Genomic DNA, 14,631 nt, shown 5'->3' on the forward strand with positions numbered 1-14,631 from the left:
TCCGGCCGGTTTTTTTATATACAGAATACAGGGTACAAACCGCATTTTCTATTCAGTCTCCTCTTCTGCCCGGTGCTAGCATTGCGGCGAATTTTAAAGAATCATTAACATGTTGAGAGAAGAATGAATAATTTCGCATCACATTCAGTCACTAACTATATTATTGCAGTGTCAATGGTATTCCTGCTTTCTGCCTGTTCAAGCCGTCTGCCGGATACGACCGAACAATCCGATTTCCTGAGTAATTATCAGCGTCTGACAGAAACTGACACCGCTTCCGGTCAGATCATTAAATCCTGGATATCTGACGATTTCACCGCAGAAAGCCCGAAAACAAAGCTGATCTTCACACCGGTTGTTTTTAAACCGCTGCATGAAGATAACAAAATGGGCAAACAGTTTATGACGGTTCTGCTCAGTTACACCAATCAGCAGATTAAAAGTGAACTGGCAAAACGGTATCAGCTGACGGAAACCGCGGCACCGGGTGTGCTGCGTTTTGAGGGCGTGGTGACTGCGGTTAAAGTGACCAATAAAGATTTCAAACCGTATGAAGTATTACCGGTGATGCTGATTGTTGCCGGAACACAACTGGCTATCGGTAACCGGGATGCGGATACTTCTATCTATTTTGAATGGAAAATAACAGATTCAGTATCGAAAAAACCGTATCTTGAAGCGATCCGGAAAAATAAAGGTGAGCAGATGAGCAATAAAGACCAGGCAATCACACTGGAAGAACTGAAAGCTGCGGTTGATACCATCGCTGCCGAAGTGCTTCCGGCAGCATAATAAGCACCGGCGGGGGACTATCTGCCGCCGGTTTGCAACAGCAGGCGTTGTGCCTCTGAGTGCATCAGCTCCAGTTCATACTGTAAATCACTGACCTCCCGCTGCCGGCTGCGGTATTCGCGGCGATCTTCACGGGTTATCTCTTCATCACGGCCATAGCGCAGTCTGCTTTCCGGTTGTGACAGATCATATTTCGCCTCTGACAGTTCCGATTTCAGTTGTGAGATAATTTGTCCTTTCTGATAAAAAATCTGCATGTTTTGCTGCTGCCGGGCTGAAAGCAACGGCGTACATTGCGCCATCATCTGGTCAAATGCGTATTCTGTTCCGATATACAGCGCAGTTTCATACACGCAATAGCGGTCTTTCAGTCCCTGCCGGTATCCGGCGTCCCATTGCGGTTTGCTGAATGTCAGATTGTGCGCCTGACACTCGCGCAGGAGAGTGTTGTAATATTGCGGATGTCCGCCGGCACTGCCGGCATTGTAGCCGGCGGCGCGCCAGTCACGCTGATAGGTCAGACAGGTTTGCTTCTCTTTTTCGCGCGCAATCCGGGCTTCTTCAGCCTGTTGCGCCTCACGTGCCTGTTTTTCTGCGATCCCCGCCGGAGAGGCAGCATACAGAGAATAGTTATAGCTGTCGCGGGCATCACCAATCGTCCCGCAGGCACTCAGCAGCAGCGGGCTGAGCAGCACAGGCAGAAGGGCGGGTAATCGGTTTATCATGGTTTATCCGTTATATTTCACGATGGCAGAAAGATTCTGATTGTCGAGTGCACTCAGCCTGCTGCGGTACTGACGCAGTGTCCGCTCCGCATCCCGCTGTTCCTGTTTCAGACGGCGCAGCAGATAGCGGGCTTCACGGGCATCTTCTTTGTCCATGCTGTCTTTGCGGTACTCCAGATTGCGGATGGTGCTGTCCAGATCGTCATAAGCCGTTTCCAGTTCGCTGATCTGACGGTTTATTTCTGCCCAGCGCAGCCCCAGTTGCCAGGCATTATTCAGTTGCGAAATCTGTGCGGGTTTCTTTTTGCAGCGGTTTGCCTGATAGGTGTAATTCTGTTTACCGGTGTTGTAGGCCTGTAACGGCTCACAGTACTGACTGCTGCCGCTTTTATAGCCGCTGTCCCACTGACTGCGGTCAATCACAAAATCATGTTTTTTACACAACGCGGTGTATTCAGCCAGCCCCGGCGCACTGTCGATACCGGCCAGTGCATAATCCCGCCCGAGGGTTATTGCGCCTTTTTTACAGATTTCCCGTTCTCCGGCGGCCTGCCGCGAGATCTGCATGGCGCGCCACTCTTCATCAGACATACAGCCGCTGAGCAGCGGAAGCAGAATAAATAAAAGAAACCCTTTCTTCATCATATCGTTATTCCCTCAAAACCACATGGTGAAAGGCAGTGCCAGATACTGTCCGAAGGTCAGTACACCGTCTGCCACGGTGGCAAACGGAGAGAGAGCGGTGGCTTTACGGTTCTGAGATTCCAGCGTTGCTTTATCTTTGGTGGTGACGGTATCAAGCAGGTACGGGAACGGACGCGGCAGTCTGGTTTTTGCCGCCCGTTTTGATTCTGCGGTGCCGGCAAAGATTTGTGCGCGGCTGTCACCCAGCGGGAAATAAAAACACGGCTCTTTCAGGTGAGGGGCAAAATAAATCCGTTTGCGTTCAAATGCTTTTTTGTATTCATCGATCTGAGACTGCGGCACTGTGCTGTTAAAGCACATTATCAGCGTGAGATCGTTAAGCACCGGCTTTTCAAGCGGGATACCGTTATCATCAACCAGAATGTAGCGCCATATTCCCCAGCCTTTTTCATCACGATACAACACGCGGATATTATCGCGGATAGCGGGGGTATCAATGATGAACTGCACTTTTTCCGCAACCGGCGCAATATAGGAATATGTTTCACCGGCGATCAGAAACTCTTTTTTCTTCGGATCATAAGAAAAACCGATAAAACGGTCTTCGCTTCTGTTGGTGACTGTCGCTTTAAACGCGTCGGTGGATTTAAGCACTTTGTCGCTGACAATACTGCGGTTGATAGGATCATAACTGCCGCAGCCGGCCAGCAGCGTGATGATGATACCGGCGGTGAGGTAATGCATTATCCGCATTATTACGTTTCCATTGGCTGATATATTTTTTTTATTATGCCTGTATGAAGATACCTGATTTATCCCGGATGATAAGCCGGATTAATCTGCAATAAATAAAATCCCCGCACCGCGGATGCGGTACGGGGATCAGAAAAACAACAGGTCAGCGGATAATCCGGAGATTAATACAGCCAGTCGCGTCCCATACGGTCAGCAGCCATAATCGCGGCATAAACCTGGTCGGAATCAACTTCAAACGGCATGTTATAGATGGTTTCGTTGTCCGCGCAGCTCAGTTCGGCAACCGCCATGACTTTCTCTTCCAGCTCGGTGCCGATGCTGTCCACACCCAGTTCTTCCAGGGTGATCGGCAGGCCGACCTGAGCACAGAATTCCAGCACGGTTTCCAGCTCTTCCGCCGGAGCATTTTCCAGCACTAACTGTACGAGGGTACCGAACGCCACTTTTTCACCGTGGTACATGTGGTGGCACTCTTCCAGGGCGGTAAAGCCGTTGTGGATAGCATGTGCAGCCGCAAGTCCGGCACTTTCAAAGCCCAGCCCGCTGAGCAGGGTGTTGGCTTCAATGATATTTTCCACGGCTTTGGTGCTGACCCCGGCTTCCACCGCCAGTTTGGCTTTGATGCCGTCACTGAGCAGTGTATCAAAGCAGAGATTAGCCAGCGCCAGTGCCGCCAGTGTGGTGCTGCCGCCTGCCATGGTGGCTTTTCCGGCGGCGCTGCATGCACGCGCCTCAAAGTAAGTGGCCAGCGCATCACCCATACCGGCCACCAGCAGACGTGCCGGTGCGCGGGCGATGATATTGGTATCCATCACCACCACATTCGGGTTCTGCGGATAGAACAGGTAGCTGTCAAATGCACCGAGTTCGTTATAGATAACAGACAGTGCGCTGGTCGGCGCATCCGTTGATGCGATAGTCGGGGCAATGATCACCGGCAGTTTGGCAAAGTGCGCCACGGCTTTGGCGGTATCCAGTGTTTTTCCGCCGCCGACGCCCAGTACTGCCTGGCATTTATGGTTTTTCACCAGTTTGGTCAGACGGTCGATCTCTTCATGAGTACATTCGCCGCCGAAGGTTTCAAAGACACCGCTGACTTCGTATTCGCTCAGGCTGTCATTCACAATATCGCCCACCAGCTCGCGGACAAATTTATCAGCAATCACCAACGTTTTTTCCGCTAATGGTCTGATGTATTTACCCACATGGTAAAGCGCGTCCGGACCCTGAATGTATTTGGCCGGGGATTGGATCACTTTTAACATACTCAAACTCCTGAATGCATTCGCGTTATGGTGTCAGTGAGGGATAGTATTCCGTCTGAATCAGACTAACAGTTACAGTAACGGATATGTGAGAGCTGACGCACTGTACGGGCCGGGAACACGGGGGCAGATCGGGAAAATGTGATACAGACGACAGCGCAGAGGCAGGATAGCGCCTCTGCATGTCAGAAAAATGAACAATCAGTGATGTGCGGGCAGGGAGCCGTCAGCGCGTTGCGCAAAAAAAGAGCGCAGGATCAGATTGAGCAGCACGCCGTAAGCCGGCAGGAAGAACAGCATGCAGATGATGACTTTGAAACTGTAATCCACCAGCGCAATTTCCACCCAGTTTGCCGCCATAAACGGATCGGTACTGCGCCAGAAAGCGATAAAGAAGAAGGCGAGGGTATCGATCAGGTTGCCGACAAACATGGCGGCAGCCGGTGCCACATACCAGCGGCGGTTCTGACGCAGACGGTTAAAGACACTCACATCCAGAATCTGCCCGAGGGCATATGCCATAAAACTGGCGGCTGCTATCCGCGCCACAAACAGGTTGAAATGCGAAAGTGCCTCAACACCGGCCCATGCCCCCTGAAAGAACAGGGCGGACACCACATAGGAAATGGCCAGTGCCGGGATCATAACTGACGTGATAATCCGCCGTGCCAGCGGCGCGCCGTAAATACGGACGGTCAGATCGGTTGCCAGAAAAATAAACGGAAACGTGAATGCCCCCCAGGTGGTATGGAAGCCGAAAATCGTGATCGGCAACTGCACCAGGTAGTTACTGGAGGTAATGATCAGAATGTGAAAAAGTGATAACCAGACAAGCGCGGTGCGCCGCTGGCGGGCAGATAAATCAAACATATTGTACCTTTTTGGTGGTTGGGGTGAGGGAACCCAATAATCTCGGGCGCAATAATACGTCGTTTGCGCAACAAAAGCAAAGGACTCTCTCCGCGGTATACCGGGGAGAGTCTCCGGTTACCGCAGCGGATAATGCGGCACTGCTTCATCACCGGGTAAGGCGAACCTGAACGGTTCGGCTTCCCGGAAATACGGTGTCACACTGCCGCTGAACAGATGCTGCTGGTTATTCCCTAAGTTCAGCTTCCTGACTGTTCCTGTTTGCGCTGAAAAATCGATATTACTGAAATCCGCCCAAATCACCGCAGATGCCATCACGGCATCAAAGAAGTAGCGCTTGTTCCGGTGATCTGCCACTGTGCGCAAGCGGGTGGAAGAGAGAGGATCAACCTCACCGCTGACAACCGCATTCCGGGTTTGTGCTGACCGGTAAGGCGCGGAGGTATAGCGGATCACACTGAGTACGGCGGCAAGCGCCTCATCGCGGGATAAATTTTCCGGAATACGGCTGTTATAAAATTTTGCGCTGACAAAACGGTCTTCCGAACGGCGTGAGCCGGGCAGTACTTTCAGACCATCTGCGGCTTCCCAATAGCGGCCAAGAGCCAGCTGGTCACTGAATACCGGGGAATTGGTCATCACATCGGTATCATCACCCTGATAAATCACCAGTTTCCCGTCAGTATACTCAATAACCGCGCTGTCACCGGTGGCATCAGAAACCGATAAATGCAGTAATACCTGCCGGTCTCTGCCCGGCTCTTTATCGGTAACAACAATAAATTCTTCTCTTCTTAGCGCCTCAGCAGCCTCTTTCACGGTGGCAAAGTTATCGAGGATATACTGAGCCCAGATTGAAACCGGCATGATTTTCGTGCCCGGGTGGTTCGGCGGGTAACGGGTTTCTTCCAGCCAGAGCAGATTGGCGGATAAACCTTTTTCATTCATACCGTCGACTGTTGCCATGTCATAAGCGGTTACAATCACACTGCCGTAACGGGATGTCCATGATATGCCCTGATTGCCGGGGACGCTTTCTCTGTGCATGCCGCGCGGGAAGATCCACAGATTAGTGCCGGCAGGTTTTGACCAGTCCATTGAGCGGGCTGTCATATGCAGATCATTTTTGCCGTGATAAACAAAACGGGTACAGGCATCCGCCGTATGCGGAATGACCAGAACAGAGGCCAGCATTGCGGTCAGTAATAGAGATTTCAATGGTTTTTTCATCGGTTATTTCCTTTAGCGACGGGGATTTGAGCCTGCCGGAGAGTCACCGCGGAATAAATATCAATTTTTAACAGGCGGAAGCAAAAACAGAGAAACAGGCGTCAGATTTTTATTTCCGGTATAATTCGCAGATTCGTTACTTAACAGGACAATCATGATGTCTGATACTTTTTCCTGTGCCGATAAAACACTCGACACACTCGGGCTGCGCTGCCCGGAGCCGGTGATGCTGGTGCGCAAAACCATCCGCGGAATGAATACCGGTGAGGTCTTACTGGTGGTGGCGGATGATCCGGCAACCACACGCGACATCCCGGGATTCTGCCGTTTTATGGAGCATGAGCTGGTGGCTCAGGATGCTGAAGCCGCGCCGTACCGCTACCTGATCCGCAAAAAAGAGAGCGCGCTGTAATCCTTCCTTCAGGGACTGAACCATGCTTGACCGCTTTGATACCTTTCTGCTGGCACAGAAACACTCTTCTCTGACCGGCTGGCGCCGGTTTGTTCTTGAATTCTGGTTTTTCGGCCTGAAAGAGGCGCGGGCGTGTCTGTTTGCGGCGTTCTTCTTTCTTGCTCTTTTTCTGGTACCGGCCGCCGGTGTGGCCGGAATTCCCCGCTATGATTTTCTGCTGATCCTGGCGGTACTGTTTCAGGCCGTGATGGTGTGGAAAAAACTGGAAACCACGGATGAACTGAAAGCCATCTGTATTTTCCATGTGGTGGGGTTTGTCATGGAGTTATTCAAGACATCATCCGCTATCGGTTCATGGAGTTATCCTGATGAGGCGTATACTAAATTATGGAATGTGCCGTTGTTCACCGGATTTATGTATGCGGCTGTCGGCAGCTATGTTATCCAGGCGTGGCGTTTTCTGAAGGTCAGGATCGAAAATTTCCCGCCGTACTGGCTGGCCACGCTGATTGCGCTGGCAATTTATGTCAATTTCTTTGCCCATCATTTCATCGGTGATTACCGCTGGTATCTCACCGCTTTTATTCTCGGCTTGTATGCACGGACCATGGTGTATTTCACGCCGTATGATAAAGAGCGCAAAATGCCGCTGTTGCTGAGCTTTGTGCTGATCGGCTTTTTTATCTGGCTGGCGGAAAATTTCGGTACTTTTTTCGGCGTCTGGCAGTACCCGAATCAGATTGGCGCATGGGCAACAGTGCATGCCGGGAAATGGGCATCCTGGTCGCTGCTGGTCATTGTCACCTTCACGATTGTGGCCTATCTCAAACATATCAAAGCCACGATTCTGGTGGTGAGATAAAAAAAGGGATGCCGCAGCATCCCTTTTCAGTCAGTAACCAGTCAGTAACCCATGGTTATTTTTTCATGACCCGCAGCAGGCGGACGGCGTTGGCGGTGACCAGCGCGGTTGCACCGGAGTCAGCCAGAACCGCAACCCACAGACCGGTCAGTCCCATCAGGGTGGTGACCAGGAACACCGCTTTCAGACCCAGTGCGATAGTGATGTTCTCACGGATAATCTTACGGGTAGCCCGCGACAGCGTAATCACCTCGGCAATACCGGTCAGGCGGTTGTGAGTCAGTGCGGCATCGGCGGTTTCCAGCGCCACATCGGTCCCGCTGCCCATGGCAACGCCGATACTGGCTGCTTTCATTGCCGGGGCATCATTAATACCGTCACCGACCATCATGGTGTGGTGCTCATTATTCAGCGCCATCACCGCTTTGACTTTATCTTCCGGCATCAGCCCGGCGCGGAAATCCATACCGATGGTGCCGGCGATAGCGGCGGCTGCACGCGGGTTATCCCCGGTCAGCATCACGGCGCTGACACCCATCGCTTTCAGTTGTGCGATAGCCTCCACCGCATCACTGCGCAGGGTATCCTGCATGGCGATAAGTCCGGTCAGCTGGTTATCTGCAACGACGGCAACGACTGTTTTTCCTTCATTTTCCAGCCGGGTGACATCTGCCGCAGCGGCATCCGTCAGCAGGCCGTCAGCCAGTTTCCCCGGTGCACTGACCAGGATGGTCACACCGTTGAGCTCCCCGTCAACCCCTTTACCGGCATGGGCTTTGCGGTTTTCCGCTTCGGTGATGGTCAGACCCTGAGCTTCGGTACGCTCCAGAATCGCTTTGGCTAACGGGTGATGTGACCCGCTTTCCACGGCGGAGGCATACGTCAGCACATCCGCATCGCTGTGATTATTCAGTGCCACAATATCAGTGACCTGAGGTTTACCTTCTGTCAGCGTACCGGTTTTATCCAGTGCGACAGTCGTGACCGTACCCAGCTGCTCCAGTGCGGCTCCACCTTTAATCAGCGCACCACGACGGGTGGCGGCGGCCAGCGCGGAGGTAATCGCAGCCGGAGTGGAGATTACCAGAGCACACGGACAACCAATCAGCAGCAGTGTCAGACCGCGGTAGATCCACGGATACCATTCCTGACCCATAAACAGCGGTGGTATGACAATCACCAGGGCGGAGAACAGCATAATCATCGGCGTATAGTAGCGGCTGAAGCGGTCGATAAAGCGCTCGATTGGCGCACGGCGCTCTTCCGCTTCCTCAATCAGTGTCAGAATACGGTCGATGGCGTTCTGACCCTGCTCGGAGACTACTTTCATCTGCACTGCGCGGTCGACAGACAGTGAACCTGCCGCCACTTTTTCACCTGACGCCCGCTCAACCGGTACGGATTCCCCGGTCAGGGCACTTTCGTCAAAGCTTGCAAACTCGCTGAGCAGCTCAGCATCTGTCGGCAGACGACCGCCCGGTGCGATTTCAATAATGTCGCCGGGACGCAGCTGTGCAACCGGGACAGACACTTTTTTCCCGTCTTTAATCACCACCGCATCTTCAGGCACCAGTGCCATCAGCGCACTGACTCCCCGCCGTGCGCGGCCTGCCGCATAGGATTCCAGCATTTCGCCCAGCAGGAACAGCAGGATCACCATGGCGGCTTCTTCGGTGGCACCGATAACAATGGCACCGGCTGCCGCAACCGTCATCAGCGTTTCAATCGCAAACGGTGTGCCGGAGCGGATAAGCCGCAGCGAGCTTTTGGCGATCGGGAACAGCCCGATCAGGGTTGATGCGATAAAGGCGTATTTGCCCAGTACCGGATTTACAAACTCCAGGGCATAGCTGAGAGCAATCAGTACAGCCAGGATCAGCATCGGTGACGCCTGTTTCAGCAGACTCTGCTCTTCTTTCTTCTTCGGCGCGGCAGTGCTGCCGTTCAGATCCCAGAGCGTAAACCCGGCCTGCTGTACGGCACTGGTCACGTCTGCGCGGACGTCCCCGGCGGCATCCACCACCAGTTTTTCCGTGGCGAACAACACTTTTGCCTGGGTAACTGCCGCAATTTTCAGAACGGCGGTTTCAATTTTGCGCGCACAGCTCGGGCAGTCCATTCCTTCCACCTGCCAGTTCCAGCGCCGGCTGCCGCTTAATTCAGGCAGAGCGGTATCATCCGCGGCGGCGCTGTCGTGTGAACAGCAACTGCCGTGTGCGTGTTCATGACCGGCGTGGTCATGGTCGTGTTCAGAATGCGCATGATCGTGCGGGGCATGACCATGCGCACGGGACTCATCGTCGTCGTGTTCCGGATGCTCATGCTCACTGTGATCGTGTGCGGAATGGTCATGTTGCTGATGAGCCTGTGACTCACTTTTCCCGCCGGTGGTGCAGGCAGATTTGCTGCTGCAGCAACTGCTGTTATGAGTGTGCTCATGAAGTTCTTTGTTCGGGTGCATAAACACCTCCCTGTTCAACGGTGAGTTGATGTTAATTTTTCTCATTAACAGGAAGTGTACACATTGGAGTCTACTCCAGAGTCAACAACAGGGGCGCATAATTATTGGCAAATTGTGCGCTCCTGTTGCGGGGAGCAGAATTACATCAGCGTGATGGCACGGACAATCAGGAAATGTCCGAGGAAATAGAAGGTGGAGTAAATCGCTTTGGCCAGTTTAAACGTAAACAGGAAGCGGTTAATCATCCACAGGATCAGGTTCAGCACCAGACAGAATGCCCCGATCATCAGGGAGAAATTGTAATCGGTTCCCTGCCCGAAGAACTGTTCTCCGGCCAGCCAGGCCATAACCAGTGCACTGAGCAGCGCCGTCATCACCGGCACTTTGTGATCGCCGAGTTTGTACCAGAGCAGTGCGAGCACCGCAACGGCAATCACCGGTACCGCAATCATCAGCGGAATATAGAAGGTGAAATTATTGAGCAGGGCGAAACTCAGGGCATAGAGCAGATAAAACACGGCGCTGGTATACAGCGACAGGTCGATTTTATTATCAGCAACCAGACGGATGGTATCGGACACAATGGCCACTAACAGCCCGACACACACCAGATACCCGGAGATATCCAGCCCGTAATCCCCGCTCCACGCCCACAGCAGTAACAGCAGCAGGGTGACGGGACGGAAAACCCAGCGCTGCCAGTTTGGTCCCCGGTAGGCGGCGTCGATATAGAGCCAGCCGGAAAAAAGTACAGCAATAAATGGCCAATTCATAGGGTGTCCTTGAGGTATGTTGATGGCGATTAACACCTGAATATCTGATAATATCCCGTATTTACAGAACACGATCAACCAGATTGCAGGAAAACAACCTTACCCATGAACAAATTCGGTTTGTTAGGTTTTATTGTGGCCGCCCTGATCATTGTGCTGGCAACCCGCCGCTTCTTCGAACAGCGCAAACAAAATGAGGTAAATGATCACGCTGCGGTGGCGACATATCAGGTCACCGTGACAGAGAAAAAGGATTATCCGTACCCGAATATGCGCTCCCGTGAGCGGGATGTGGTCTTCCCGGAAACCTTCCGTTATGAAGTGCATTTCACGCCACTGTCGGGGAAAACTATCGTGGTGTACATCAAAGAGGATGAGTATAAGGAGATAGCCCTGCATTCACGCGGAACGCTGTCAATGCAGGGGACACGGTTTATCCGTTATGAACCGCTGCGCTGATCAGGATTTATCCTGATTATCATCCGCCGGTTTGTTTTTCAGTTCTGCCTGCTGGCGGCGCAGCAGGACGAGCAGTTCAAACACGCCGAATAAAAAGACACGCACTTTACCGGCGGCGGTCAGTTTCCTGTCCTGCGGCTGACCGGCGTTAAACAGTGACATCAGCAGGCCGTGCATCACCACCATGAAAAAAGTGGCGATATGCATAAAGATATTCAGCGGTTTCGGGAACGGATGCACCAGGCTGAAAATCAGAAAACCCCAGACGGCCAGCATCAGTACCCGGCCAATATTAATCAGGAACATACGGACTCCTGTTCAGTCGTCTGCGTCTGACGCAGATAAAGACGATACGCAACCTGACCGGCCACCTTCTCCCGGTGGCACACCCAGTTACCCGGAACAACCAGTGTGTCTGATTCAGACTCGGCTTCAATGTAGATCATTGCATCCGGACTGAGCCAGTTGTTTGTCTCCAGTAAATCAACGGTTTCCTGAAGCAGACCTTTACGGAACGGCGGGTCGAGAAACACGACATCAAACGGTGTTCCCGGTTGCGCCAGAAATTGCAGGGCGCTCTGGTTAACGACAGTGGCCTGTTCACATTTGAGCAGACGGGCATTGGCGCTGATCTGAGCCGCAACGGTGCGGTTGAGCTCGGTAAATGTCACGGCGGCGGCATAGCGGGAAAGCGCCTCAAAACCGAGTGCACCGCTGCCCGCGAACGCATCAAGACAGCGCGCTCCGTTAATCACCGGCATCAGCCAGTTAAACAGCGTTTCGCGCACGCGATCAGTGGTCGGGCGCAGGCCGTCATGTGTCAGAACCGGCAGTTTTCGTCCGCGCCAGAGACCGGCGATAATGCGGATCTGCCCTTGTGGTGCGGTTTGAGCTTTTTTAACCATAACCTTCGCAACTTATTAATTCTGAAATTATTAATTCAAAAATATGAATAACAGACGGGAAAACAGCGGAATATTATACGCAGGTTTTGTAAAAATTCGTTTAAATTTAATATGAAATTACGGAAAGCCGATGCGCAACCATCCTGTGAAATGATAGACTGCGTCTGATTCGCAATTATTGATGATAAAGACGCCATATCTGCTCAGGATTTTCCGGACATACCGTGCCGGGAGGTGACGGGCGGCAGTATGCAAGGAGTATAGTGGCTGTGGCAAAAGAAAAGAAAAAAGGTTTTTTTTCCTGGCTGGGTTTTGGCCGTAAAGATGATGAACAGGCGCAGCAGGAACAGGCGGCTCAGGAAGAACAGGCGCGTTTAGCGGAAGAGCAGGCACAGGCGGCTGAACAGATCCGTCTGGCGGAAGAACAGGCCCGCCGTGATGAAGAAGCGGCTGAAGAAGCCCGTCTGGCAGAAGAGCAGGCCCGCCGTGATGCACAAGCGGCTGAAGAAGCCCGTCAGGCAGAAGAGCAGGCCCGCCGTGATGCACAAGCAGCGGAAGAAGCCCGTCAGGCAGAAGAACAGGCCCGCCGTGATGCCGAAGCGGCTGAACAGATCCGTCTGGCGGAAGAACAGGCTCGTCGTGATGCTGAAGCTGCAGAACAACAGCGCTTTGCACAGGAGCAGGCGCGTCGTAACGCTGAAATTACAGAACAGCAGCGTCTGGCGGAAGAAAAACGGCTGGCGGAAGCGCAGGCAGCGGAGCAGCAGCGTGCGGAAGAAGAACAGCGCCGGTTGAAAGAACAGGCTGTCCGTGATGCGGAAGCCGCTAAACAGCAGCGCATTGCGGAAGAAAAACGTCAGGCCGAATTACAGGCAGCGGAGCAGCAGCGTGCGGAAGAAGAGCAGCGCCGGATAAAAGAGCAGGCACTGCGTGATGCGGAAACTGCAAAACAGCAGCGCATTGCGGAAGAAAAACGTCAGGCCGAATTACAGGCAGCGGAGCAGCAGCGTGCGGAAGAAGAACAGCGCCGGATAAAAGAGCAGGCACTGCGTGATGCGGAAGCCGCTAAACAGCAGCGCATCGCGGAAGAAAAACGTCAGGCGGAAGAGCAGGCCGCAGAGCAGCGTCGTGCGGCTGAAGAACAGCGCCGCGCGGAAGAGCAGGCACTGCGTGCTGCGGAAGAAGCTAAACAGCAGCGCATCGCGGAAGAAAAACGTCAGGCGGAAGCACTTGCGGCTGAACAGCACCGTGCAGCCGAAGAACGGCGCCGGGCTGAAGAGCAGGCACTGCGTGATGCGGAAGCGGCAAAACAGCAGCGTATCGCGGAAGATAAGCGCCGTGCGGAAGAAGAAGCCGCAGAACAGCAGCGTTTAGCGGAAGAACAGAAACAGCGTGAGGCTGAAGCGGCTGAACAGGCTCGCCCGGCAGAAGAACAGCACCTTGCGCAAGAGGAAGAAGCGCGCCGTCTTGCGGAAGCGGAAGCAGAAGCGCAGGATGCTGAGCTGATTGAACATGAATCGCCTGCACCGGCGGATACGCAGGAAAGACCGGCAAAAGAGGGTTTCTTTGCCCGGCTGAAACGCAGTCTGGTGCGTACCCGTGAGAATATCGGCTCCGGTTTCTTCGGGATCTTCCGCGGCAAAAAGATCGATGATGATCTGTTTGAAGAACTGGAAGAACAACTGCTGGTGGCGGATGTCGGCGTGGAAACCACCCGCAAAATTATCACCAGTCTGACTCAGCATGCCAGCCGCCGTGATCTGAAAGACGCGGAAGCGTTATTTGTTAAGCTGCGCGAGGAAATGGGTGAGATCCTGGCGACAGTGGACAAACCGCTGGAGATTGAAGATAAAAAACCGTATGTGATCCTGATGGTCGGCGTCAACGGCGTCGGTAAAACCACCACTATCGGTAAAATGGCGCGTCAGTATCAGGCACAGGGTAAATCTGTCATGCTGGCTGCCGGGGATACCTTCCGTGCGGCGGCAGTGGAACAGCTTCAGGTCTGGGGTGATCGTAATAATATTCCGGTCGTGGCACAGCACACCGGTGCGGACCCGGCCTCGGTTATTTTTGATGCCATTCAGTCCGCAAAAGCCAAAGGGGTTGATGTGCTGATTGCCGACACCGCAGGGCGTCTGCAAAACAAAGCACACCTGATGGAAGAACTGAAGAAAATCGTGCGGGTAATGAAGAAACTTGATGAAGATGCCCCGCATGAGATTATGCTGACATTAGATGCCAGCACCGGACAGAATGCCGTCAGCCAGGCACGTCTCTTTAATGAAGCGGTCGGGCTGACCGGGCTGACTCTGACCAAACTTGACGGAACGGCGAAAGGCGGTGTGATCTTTGCCATTGCTGACCAGTTCGGTATTCCTATCCGGTATATCGGGGTGGGTGAAGGTATCGAAGATCTGCGTCCTTTCAAAGCCGGTGATTTTATTGAGGCACTTTTTGCCCGGGAGGATTAATC

General features: G+C 53.1%; 15 protein-coding genes. 5 read left to right on the top strand and 10 right to left on the bottom strand.

All coding sequences use genetic code 11. The features are described 5' to 3' along the window. The first annotated feature begins 123 nt into the window (after window positions 1-123). Complete coding sequence (locus AAZR23_RS16285) at window positions 124-792, top strand: DUF3313 domain-containing protein (protein ID WP_218426710.1); 669 nt, start codon at window positions 124-126, stop codon at window positions 790-792. Between the two features lie 17 nt (window positions 793-809). On the opposite strand, the gene AAZR23_RS16290 is transcribed toward AAZR23_RS16285, so the two are convergent. The 6 genes from AAZR23_RS16290 to AAZR23_RS16315 form a co-directional block, all read right to left on the bottom strand. Continuing rightward, window positions 810-1,517 carry a DUF2799 domain-containing protein gene (locus tag AAZR23_RS16290; RefSeq protein WP_166708576.1) on the bottom strand — a complete coding sequence of 236 codons (708 nt, stop codon included), beginning with the start codon at window positions 1,515-1,517 and terminating at the stop codon, window positions 810-812. A 3-nt stretch (window positions 1,518-1,520) separates the two neighbouring features. Next, on the bottom strand, window positions 1,521-2,162 hold the full coding sequence (locus tag AAZR23_RS16295; RefSeq protein WP_434693764.1) for a DUF2799 domain-containing protein: 642 nt from the start codon (window positions 2,160-2,162) through the stop codon (window positions 1,521-1,523). Between the two features lie 12 nt (window positions 2,163-2,174). After that, window positions 2,175-2,906: a hypothetical protein gene (locus AAZR23_RS16300; protein ID WP_434693767.1), complete on the bottom strand. Its 732-nt coding sequence runs from the start codon at window positions 2,904-2,906 to the stop codon at window positions 2,175-2,177. 173 nt (window positions 2,907-3,079) lie between these two features. Then, window positions 3,080-4,183, bottom strand: coding sequence for a glycerol dehydrogenase (locus AAZR23_RS16305; RefSeq protein WP_107680453.1), 1,104 nt, complete (start codon window positions 4,181-4,183; stop codon window positions 3,080-3,082). 201 nt (window positions 4,184-4,384) lie between these two features. After that, window positions 4,385-5,053: a 7-cyano-7-deazaguanine/7-aminomethyl-7-deazaguanine transporter gene (locus tag AAZR23_RS16310; protein ID WP_166708573.1), complete on the bottom strand. Its 669-nt coding sequence runs from the start codon at window positions 5,051-5,053 to the stop codon at window positions 4,385-4,387. A 117-nt stretch (window positions 5,054-5,170) separates the two neighbouring features. Beyond that, window positions 5,171-6,283 (bottom strand): linear amide C-N hydrolase, encoded by a 1,113-nt coding sequence (locus tag AAZR23_RS16315; RefSeq protein ID WP_434693772.1) that lies wholly within the window; start codon window positions 6,281-6,283, stop codon window positions 5,171-5,173. Window positions 6,284-6,440: 157 nt separating this feature from the next. Here AAZR23_RS16315 and tusA point away from each other — a divergent pair, with 157 nt between their 5' ends. Together tusA and AAZR23_RS16325 are read left to right on the top strand one after the other, a co-directional pair. Beyond that, on the top strand, window positions 6,441-6,695 hold the full coding sequence (gene tusA / locus AAZR23_RS16320; RefSeq protein ID WP_434693818.1) for a sulfurtransferase TusA: 255 nt from the start codon (window positions 6,441-6,443) through the stop codon (window positions 6,693-6,695). Between the two features lie 22 nt (window positions 6,696-6,717). Continuing rightward, window positions 6,718-7,557, top strand: a complete 840-nt coding sequence (locus tag AAZR23_RS16325) for a DUF817 domain-containing protein (RefSeq protein ID WP_218426708.1) — start codon at window positions 6,718-6,720, stop codon at window positions 7,555-7,557. A gap of 55 nt (window positions 7,558-7,612) precedes the next feature. On the opposite strand, the gene AAZR23_RS16330 is transcribed toward AAZR23_RS16325, so the two are convergent. Together AAZR23_RS16330 and AAZR23_RS16335 are read right to left on the bottom strand one after the other, a co-directional pair. Beyond that, window positions 7,613-10,018: a zinc/cadmium/mercury/lead-transporting ATPase gene (locus AAZR23_RS16330; RefSeq protein WP_434693776.1), complete on the bottom strand. Its 2,406-nt coding sequence runs from the start codon at window positions 10,016-10,018 to the stop codon at window positions 7,613-7,615. 140 nt (window positions 10,019-10,158) lie between these two features. Then, window positions 10,159-10,791, bottom strand: a complete 633-nt coding sequence (locus AAZR23_RS16335) for a lysoplasmalogenase (RefSeq protein WP_434693779.1) — start codon at window positions 10,789-10,791, stop codon at window positions 10,159-10,161. A 105-nt stretch (window positions 10,792-10,896) separates the two neighbouring features. Here AAZR23_RS16335 and AAZR23_RS16340 point away from each other — a divergent pair, with 105 nt between their 5' ends. Further along, window positions 10,897-11,250 (top strand): DUF2500 domain-containing protein, encoded by a 354-nt coding sequence (locus AAZR23_RS16340; protein ID WP_166708569.1) that lies wholly within the window; start codon window positions 10,897-10,899, stop codon window positions 11,248-11,250. Here the strand turns inward: AAZR23_RS16340 and AAZR23_RS16345 are convergent, their stop codons facing one another. Both AAZR23_RS16345 and rsmD read right to left on the bottom strand, forming a co-directional pair. Next, window positions 11,251-11,556 (bottom strand): DUF1145 family protein, encoded by a 306-nt coding sequence (locus AAZR23_RS16345; RefSeq protein WP_046893055.1) that lies wholly within the window; start codon window positions 11,554-11,556, stop codon window positions 11,251-11,253. Continuing rightward, on the bottom strand, window positions 11,547-12,155 hold the full coding sequence (rsmD, locus tag AAZR23_RS16350; RefSeq protein WP_166708568.1) for a 16S rRNA (guanine(966)-N(2))-methyltransferase: 609 nt from the start codon (window positions 12,153-12,155) through the stop codon (window positions 11,547-11,549). The genes AAZR23_RS16345 and rsmD overlap by 10 nt, the downstream gene beginning before the upstream one ends. Before the next feature lie 269 nt (window positions 12,156-12,424). Between rsmD and ftsY the strand changes: the two genes are divergently transcribed. Beyond that, a complete protein-coding gene (gene ftsY, locus AAZR23_RS16355; RefSeq protein ID WP_434693783.1) occupies window positions 12,425-14,629 on the top strand; it encodes a signal recognition particle-docking protein FtsY in 2,205 nt (734 codons plus the stop codon). The last annotated feature ends 2 nt before the right edge of the window (window positions 14,630-14,631 follow it).

Source organism: Morganella sp. Je.2.23, assembly GCF_051129855.1.
Taxonomy (GTDB): Bacteria; Pseudomonadota; Gammaproteobacteria; order Enterobacterales; family Enterobacteriaceae; genus Morganella; species Morganella sibonii.

Excerpts from the sequence above, each read along its gene's own strand:
- AAZR23_RS16285 (WP_218426710.1), top strand. The coding sequence starts at position 124 with ATGAATAATTTCGCATCACATTCAGTCACTAACTATATTATTGCAGTG.
- AAZR23_RS16290 (WP_166708576.1), bottom strand. The coding sequence starts at position 1,517 with ATGATAAACCGATTACCCGCCCTTCTGCCTGTGCTGCTCAGCCCGCTG.
- AAZR23_RS16295 (WP_434693764.1), bottom strand. The coding sequence starts at position 2,162 with ATGATGAAGAAAGGGTTTCTTTTATTTATTCTGCTTCCGCTGCTCAGC.
- AAZR23_RS16300 (WP_434693767.1), bottom strand. The coding sequence starts at position 2,906 with ATGCATTACCTCACCGCCGGTATCATCATCACGCTGCTGGCCGGCTGC.
- AAZR23_RS16305 (WP_107680453.1), bottom strand. The coding sequence starts at position 4,183 with ATGTTAAAAGTGATCCAATCCCCGGCCAAATACATTCAGGGTCCGGAC.
- AAZR23_RS16310 (WP_166708573.1), bottom strand. The coding sequence starts at position 5,053 with ATGTTTGATTTATCTGCCCGCCAGCGGCGCACCGCGCTTGTCTGGTTA.
- AAZR23_RS16315 (WP_434693772.1), bottom strand. The coding sequence starts at position 6,283 with ATGAAAAAACCATTGAAATCTCTATTACTGACCGCAATGCTGGCCTCT.
- tusA (WP_434693818.1), top strand. The coding sequence starts at position 6,441 with ATGTCTGATACTTTTTCCTGTGCCGATAAAACACTCGACACACTCGGG.
- AAZR23_RS16325 (WP_218426708.1), top strand. The coding sequence starts at position 6,718 with ATGCTTGACCGCTTTGATACCTTTCTGCTGGCACAGAAACACTCTTCT.
- AAZR23_RS16330 (WP_434693776.1), bottom strand. The coding sequence starts at position 10,018 with ATGCACCCGAACAAAGAACTTCATGAGCACACTCATAACAGCAGTTGC.
- AAZR23_RS16335 (WP_434693779.1), bottom strand. The coding sequence starts at position 10,791 with ATGAATTGGCCATTTATTGCTGTACTTTTTTCCGGCTGGCTCTATATC.
- AAZR23_RS16340 (WP_166708569.1), top strand. The coding sequence starts at position 10,897 with ATGAACAAATTCGGTTTGTTAGGTTTTATTGTGGCCGCCCTGATCATT.
- AAZR23_RS16345 (WP_046893055.1), bottom strand. The coding sequence starts at position 11,556 with ATGTTCCTGATTAATATTGGCCGGGTACTGATGCTGGCCGTCTGGGGT.
- rsmD (WP_166708568.1), bottom strand. The coding sequence starts at position 12,155 with ATGGTTAAAAAAGCTCAAACCGCACCACAAGGGCAGATCCGCATTATC.